Annotated in this window: 3 pseudogenes; all 3 read left to right on the forward strand. The window is 39.3% G+C overall.

Going from position 1 to position 8,076, the window contains the following annotated elements:
* The first annotated feature begins 64 nt into the window (after positions 1-64).
* Positions 65-699 (forward strand): annotated as a pseudogene (locus tag BHE89_RS27390) (ubiquinone biosynthesis protein UbiH).
* An 84-nt stretch (positions 700-783) separates the two neighbouring features.
* Positions 784-2,980, forward strand: a pseudogene (locus BHE89_RS05250) (hypothetical protein).
* 90 nt (positions 2,981-3,070) lie between these two features.
* Positions 3,071-8,006 (forward strand): annotated as a pseudogene (locus tag BHE89_RS26930) (DNA repair ATPase).
* The last annotated feature ends 70 nt before the right edge of the window (positions 8,007-8,076 follow it).

Genomic DNA, 8,076 nt, shown 5'->3' on the forward strand with positions numbered 1-8,076 from the left:
GTATGATAAGAGATATTAATATGACAAGAATATGATCATTTTCTTAAATTAAGAGAACTTTTTTATGAATTTGTTTTTCCAAAATAGCCTCGCTTTTCCCAGTATTATTTTTAGTGCATTACTTATTATTATCTCTTTTTTATTGGCTTTGTGCTGCTTTTTGGATTATTAGATATTGATTTTATTTAATATTTGATAGTGAATTGGATATTGATGCAACAGGTTTCGCCGGTTGGTTAACAAAATTAGGATTAGCAGGAATCCCTGTCACTATCATTTTAACCTTTTTTACTCTTATTGGCTGGTTTATCAGTTATTTTACTAACTATTGGATTATCAGCACGATTGAAACCAATTTCATTTACTATTTAGCGGGCTTTGTTGCTTTAATTATTATCTCTTTTATTTCTCTTAATCTTACTGCGGTATGTTTAAAACCCATTCGTAAAAAAGCTCATATCGCGTAATAAGCCTAAATCAGTACACCAATTGATAGGGAAATTAGCCATAGTACGATCAGCGAATGTAACGGAAGACAAAGGTGAAGCGGTTTTAGAAGATGGGGGAGCAGGTTTAATTTTACAAATTAGAGCACCAGAACACGCAAACATTAAACGAGGTGATAGCGTCGTTATTATTAGTTATGACGCGCTCACTCACAGTTATCAAGTCGTAACGGAAGATGAGTTTCATCATTAATACATATTCGATGAGATCTCATTTAGTTAGCAGACAAAAATATTAAAAAATGACGGTATCGTCTGAACCTATGGAGAAAAAAGTATGGATTTGGCTTTCGTTATGCCTTTCTTAACTGTCGTTGGTTTCGCAATTCTAATTATTTTAGGATTATTTGGATTATTCAAGGCGTTCTATATTAAGGTGCCTCAAGGCACAGCCTTAATTGTCAACGACATGACCTCACAACCTAAAGTCCATTTTACGGGTGCATTGGTTTATCCTGTTATCTATAAAAAAGAGTTTATGCGTATTTCTCTTTTAACGTTAGAAGTCGACCGTCGTGGTAAAGATGGTCTGATTTGCCAGGATAACTTACGTGCAGATATCACGGTTGCTTTTTATCTACGTGTTAATGAAACCACTGAAGACGTACTGAAAGTCGCAAAAGCTATTGGTGTTGATAGAGCGTCAGATCATCAAGCCGTCAGTACCCTATTTAGTGCTAAATTTTCAGAAGCATTGAAAACAGTAGGTAAACAGTTTGAACTGTCTAAACTTTTTGAAGACCGACAGAATTTTCCGTGATCGCATCGTTGATGTGATTGGAAAAGATCTAAATGGTTATGCATTAGAAGACGTTGCTATCGACTATTTAGAACAAACACCGAAGTCAGCACTTGATCCTAATAATATTTTTGACTCCGAAGGTATCCGTAAAATCACGGAAATCACCGCTATTCATAATATTGAAACCAACCAAAAAGAGCGCGATCAAGAGCTCGCTATTCAAAAGAAAAATGTTGAAACTCGCGAAGCCAGCCTTGCTTTAGAACGTCAACAAGCCGATGCGGAAGCACGCCAAAAACGAGAAATCGACAACATTCGCGCTCGTGAAATGTCAGAAACGCTACGAGTTCAAGAAGAAGAGCGTCTTAAAGCCGAACAAGCACGTATTCAGACTCAACAAGAAATTGAGATCCGTGAAGAAAACCGAATGCGTGAAGTGGAAGTTGCACAACAAAATCGCACTCGCGCAGTTACTATTGAACAAGAGCGTGTTAATCGTGCACGTGAGTTAGAAATTGTTGCTCGTGAACGTGAAGTTGAGTTACAACGCATTGAGAAAGAAAAAGCGTTAGAAGAAGAACGTAAAAACATCTCAAATGTTATCCGTGAACGTGTTGCCGTAGAAAAAACGGTTGCTCAAGAAGAAGAACGTATTAAAGAAGTACGCGAAGTTTCAGAAGCAGAGCGTATGCGCCAAGTGACAGTGATTAATGCACAAGCTGAAGCGGAAGAATCTTTAGTTCGCCAAGTGAAAAGAGCTGAAGCCGATGAGTCTAGTGCTAAGCATAAAGCTGAAGAAATCAGCACGATGGCGAAAGCTGAGTTAGAAGCCTCAGTAAAACAAGCAGAAGCGAAAAAACGTTTAGCTGAAGGTATTGAAGCTGAACACGCAGCATTAGGACTTGCTGAAGCTCGTGTACGTCAAGCAACTGCAGAAGCTGAAGAGAAAGAAGGCTTGGTACTTGCAAATGTCACCGCTGAAAAATTATTAGCGGAAGCGAGAGGCATGAAAGAAAAAGGCTTAACTGAAGCACAAGTGATGGAAGCTAAAGCACTCGCTCAGCAGCAACAAGGTCTTGCAGAAGCCAAAATTTTAGAAGAAAAATTAGCCGCTCAAGCACGTGGTGAAGAACAACAAGCCAATGCAAAAGAAAAACTAGGTTTAGCTGATGCTAAGATCCTCGAAGAGAAACTTGCGGCTCAAGCGCGTGGTGAAGGTCAATTAGGTTCAGCACAAGCGGAAGTTATTCGCCAACGCTTGAAAGCAGAAGCAGATGGTTTAACTGATAAATTTAAATCTATGGATCACCTTAGCGATACAGCTCGTTCGCACGAAGAATTCCGTATGCGTCTTGAAAAACAATTCGAGCAAGCTATGGCATCCATTGAAGCCAATAAAGAAATTGCACGCGAACAAGCTGATGTATTGGCAGCTGCGCTAAGCAAAACCAATATTGAAATTGTGGGCGGTGATGGCAACTTCTTTAATACCTTCTCTAAAGCACTCAGCTTAGGTAAAGCCGTTGACGGTTTTATGGATAAAAGCAGTTTTGCCAAAGAGAACGTTGAAAAACTGATTAACCGTACTCAACAAGATAAAAAACTTGATATTACTTCTTTACTAAAAAACCCTGAAGTTCAAGATTTAATTAATGGATTTATGGCGACAAAAGGCGCCAATCAGCTAATTAAAGATGTGACAACTAAATCAGACTCCCCTAAAGAAGAATAATTTCATTTAAAGGAGATGAAAAGACATCGTGTTTATCTCTTTGTCTTTTCTTTTGTTTTTATCGTTTAAGCCAAGGAAATCCGTTATACCATGTCTGAAATTTTGGATACGAATCGCGAGCAAGAAATACTCGATAGCGCCGTTGCACAAGGTGGTGCGTATGAAATTTTACGCAAACGCCTCACAGAGCAAGGTCAACAACTTCATCAAAAAGCCGCTAAGCTAAATCAGCATCGCTTAGATGAATTTGGTCAAAGCCAAATGGATATTATTGGTCGTATTCGGATCCGTACTGAAAATAACTGCCAAGCCAGAGATATTGTTCGTGTAGGTGAGTGGTTACTATTTGGTTATAACGTTTTCCTTGGATTAAAACGTGAAATACATCTTGAAGATGTTTTCTCTCTTTATCGTTTAATTGAAAATGAGGGTGAATTTGATGTTGAGGCTGTCCCTTATGAAAATACGTTTTTAAACGATAATCGCTTTATTCAAGATTTTACTGAGCTTTATACTTACTATAAAAACACACAACTATTACAGCTAGTTGAGCGTGACGGAAAATTACTTGCTAGCTTCCAAATTGGTGAGCGCATTACGGATGTGCGTGTTTTTCGTTGGGCGATCTCAAGTGATAAACAGCGTATTGAATATATTGATAATCGTGGTGAACGCGATATCGCGCTTCCTCCTGCATATGATTTTGAATGGACAAAAACCCAACGTGAAGATACGGTCAATGGTCGTTTTCCTCATATCAATATTCTTGATACCGTTTTTGTCGAGACAACCGGCGGTGATTTAACGGTTAAATGTGAAAATAATACTGAAGATGGTTTAGGTATTTATCGTGAAGCCGTATTAGATAAAAACCAATCTCTCGATGATGCTCAAATTGAATATGCTCAAACCGGCAGTTTAATTCTGTTAAAAGTCTTACCGTATCGAGAAGAGAATTGGCGTTATTTGGTCTACAACATGTTGACGCAAACTGTACAACGCATTGATGCGATTGGGCAAGCTTGTGTCCAATTACCTGAAGATCATGGCATTATTTTCCCTGGTGGCTATTACTTGCAAAATGGCGAATACAAAACCTTTGATCAACCGATGGAAGGGATGTATTTCCGCCGTCTACGCCGTTCACCTAATGGTGAAGACGTGTTATATGTTTTCTACTCCCCTTCACAAGGTCGCCTCGCACTTTTCAATTACAATATGATTGAGCGCAAACTTGCTGTACCTTTAGTCGGGCATGGCTATGCGATGTTAGAAGACGGGAAAATGGTACTGTTTGAAGGTGAAGGCGAAGAAGCAACGCGTGTTCATCCGATGCAAGTTTGGCAAACACCTTTCTATTCTGAAGAATTTGCTGATAAACAACCACCTCGTAATGGTTTCTATGGAAGAATTGGTAACGCAGATTTAGTACGAGGTATTTCCGAAATTTTACATGTTGCAAAAGAGATTGAAGGTAACCAAATTTCTATTGCTCGTTATGAGCAACTTAGCTCACAACCTAAAAATTTGCTCGATCTCTATTATTGGTTTAACGATGAACACTGTTTAGGGATTGGAAAACTACTCAAAGATATCGCTCAAACCAGCGAATTAGTCCTCGATGAATATGAAAAAGTAGAAAGTATTCGTCAGCAATCTACTAAATCCATGCTTGAAGCGGTTAATCGCCAAAAATCACTACTGGCTTTAACTCTGCCTGATAGTTGGACTGATATACAACAATTTGTTGATAGCTTAAATTCACTGAATGCCCATCGTGGACATCTTATTTCCTTACGTGAATTCCGTTATATGGATTTAACCAAGTTAAGTGCGATGGAAACGGAAATTACAGAGGCTCAACAACGTGTTTCTCAAGCTACGGCTCTTTTTCTGGCTAGTGATAAAGCATTACAACCATTTAAAGCTCAGCTTGTTACCTTTGAAAACCTCATTGAGAAAGCACAAAACAGTGCGCAGTTAGATATCCCAATGAATGACATGGAAAAAATGTCTGCTGATTTGGATATGCTCTCTAACTTAATGGCATCTTTAACATTCCAAGATGTTACTCAACAAACGTATATTATTGATGCAATTTCACAGATTTATGCTCAACTAAACCAATCCCGCGCTCGACTACAACAAAAACGCAAATCACAAAATAGTGTCGAAAGTGTGGCACAATTTGGCGCCCAATTTCGCTTGTTTAGCCAAGGGATCACCAATGCATTATCCCTTGCAACCGATCCTGAACGTTGTGACGACCAGCTTTCTCGCTTATTGCTTCAATTAGAAGAGCTCGAAAGCCAATTTAGTCATCATGATGAATTTCTTGATGATATTCTCGCAAAGCGTGAAGAGTTAGTAGAAACCTTTGAGTCGCATAAACAAGTATTACTTGATGAGCGCCAACGTCGATCACAAAGCCTGCTGACTGCGGCAAATCGCTTACTAGAAAATCTACAACGCCGAACATCTCGCCTACAATCACAAGATGAGTTAAATGCCTTTTTCGCATCAGATCCCTTATCATTGAAAACACGAGAAATTATTGAAAAACTAAGAGAAATCAATGATAACGTCAAAGCTGATGATATTGATGCACGTCTAAAATCTTCTCGTGATCAGGCTATTCGAATTCTACGAGATAAAACTGATATTTTTGAAGACGGTGGCAATGTCATTAAATTAGGACCTCGTCACCGCTTTAGTGTTAATACACAAGAGCTTGATCTCACTATCTTGCCTAAAGAAGATAAGCTTTGGCTATACCTAACAGGAACTGATTATCAAGAGCCCATTGAAAATGCGGAGCTTGCGCAATTACAGCCTTATTGGAATGCGTCACTTGAGTCTGAATCAGACACGGTTTATCGTGCCGAATACCTTGCTTACTCCATTATTTATGCAGCAGCGAAACGTCAAGATGATCTTGATTACGAAACACTAAAAGAAGCGCTCACCATTCCTGAAAAGCTTGAAAAACTGGTGCGCGATTTTGCAACACCACGTTATAAAGAAGGCTATGAAAAAGGGATCCACGATCACGATGCGATCGCAATATTAAAAAAAACTGATCCCAATCGGGGAAAGCGCCGATCTTCTACGTTATAACCCGACTGCACGCGCAGTCGCCGCACTATTTTGGGAAACAAAACAAAATGAACAATATCCTGCTTTGTGGCCTGAACGGGCAAGAACAGCACTTAATATTCAGCAATTATTTCATACAGACGATGCATTAACCGATCTGCAAGCTGAAATTGAAGCGGACATACGCCTATTTCTTCATGATAATCCGATTGAGTGCGAACACTATATACCGATACAAGCCTCTGAATATTTAAGCTTTGCTTTGGCAAGAACACCCATTGAATTGGTTTATAGCAAATACGCTAAAGAGCTAGTAATCGCACTGCAAAGTCGATTAGAAGAAGCACATATGTGGATAGACTTTAATCGTTCACAGCTAAACTTAGGTACACGATATGCACAGCGTTGGGCACTGATCCAAAATTGGCTACAAGGGTTATGCTCTCTCCCTAATTATGCCGATCTTACACCTTATATTCCGGGTGCTATCGCGATCATTATTTTAGATAAAGTCGCATCAGCACGTTATAGCGAAGCCGATTTATACTTTTCAGTCACGGGCTTATTAGGCTCTCACGCAACAATTGAAAACCAAACGTTATCACTCAGTTTAGATGATTATTTCAGTCGAATGCGCGGGCAAAGAAAGAACTTTATTCCTGCATTTCGACAGTACCTTACATTGCGACAAAAAATCGTCAATGATGAACGTGAACGTTTAAAATTGCATGAATTTAAAGCCAAGCCATTAAGCTCGTTTGTCCGTAATAAGCTGATTAATGATGTTTATTTACCGATTATTGGCGATAATATGGCAAAACAAATTGGTGCTTTAGGGGAAGGAAAACGCACCGATTTAATGGGACTATTATTAATGATCTCCCCGCCGGGCTACGGTAAAACCACATTAATGGAATATGCAGCAGCACGCTTAGGTCTCATTTTTATGAAGATCAATGGTCCTGCATTAGGGCATAACGTGCTATCACTCGATCCGGAACAAGCACCTAATGCAACAGCGAGACAAGAGCTTGAGAAACTCAACTTAGCGCTAGAAATGGGTAATAATGTGATGTTGTATGTGGATGATATTCAGCATACTCACCCTGAATTCTTACAAAAATTTATTTCACTCTGTGATGGAACAAGACGTATTGAAGGGGTATGGAAAGGAAAAACCAAAACCTATGATATGCGTGGTAAAAAATTCTGTGTCGTGATGGCGGGGAATCCTTATACCGAATCTGGAGAAGTCTTCCGCATTCCTGATATGCTGGCTAACCGTGCTGATATTTATAACTTAGGTGAAGTATTAGGCGGCATGGATGAAGCCTTTGCGCTGAGTTATATTGAAAATAGCCTAACCTCTAATGCTGTATTAGCACCACTTGCACTGCGTGATCTGAACGACCTCTATATTTTAGTTGATAAGGCGATGGGGAAATCTGTCTCTACCAACGCATTAAGTTATCCTTATTCTGATGCTGAAATTAATGAAATTGTGATGGTTCTTAAGCATTTAATTACCTTACGAAATGTTATTTTAAAAGTAAATCAGCAATATATTGCCAGTGCCGCTCAATCCGATAAATATCGCACAGAGCCTGCTTTTCGTTTGCAAGGCAGTTACCGCAATATGAATAAGTTAAGTGAGAAAGTGTCTGCGGTAATGAATGATGACGAAATTGAACGCTTGTTAGACGATCACTATCTTGGTGAAGCACAACTGCTCACTACGGGTGCCGAAGAAAACTTACTCAAACTCGCTGAACTGCGTGGAAAATTAACAGAGAAAGACACGATCCGTTGGGAACAAATCAAGAAAGACTTTATGCGTAATAAAGCATTAGGGGGTGATAATGCTGATATTGGCGACCGTGTTGTATCGCAGTTAGCCAACCTTGTTGAAAGTGTGCAAGGTCTACGCTAAAGATAGAAATAGCCCTTTTCAGCCCACTTATTTTAGTGGGCTGTGCTTATCGAGACTATTCTATAAATTA

It is taken from the genome of Shigella sp. FC1967, from assembly GCF_001743005.1.
Taxonomy (GTDB): domain Bacteria; phylum Pseudomonadota; class Gammaproteobacteria; order Enterobacterales; family Enterobacteriaceae; genus Proteus.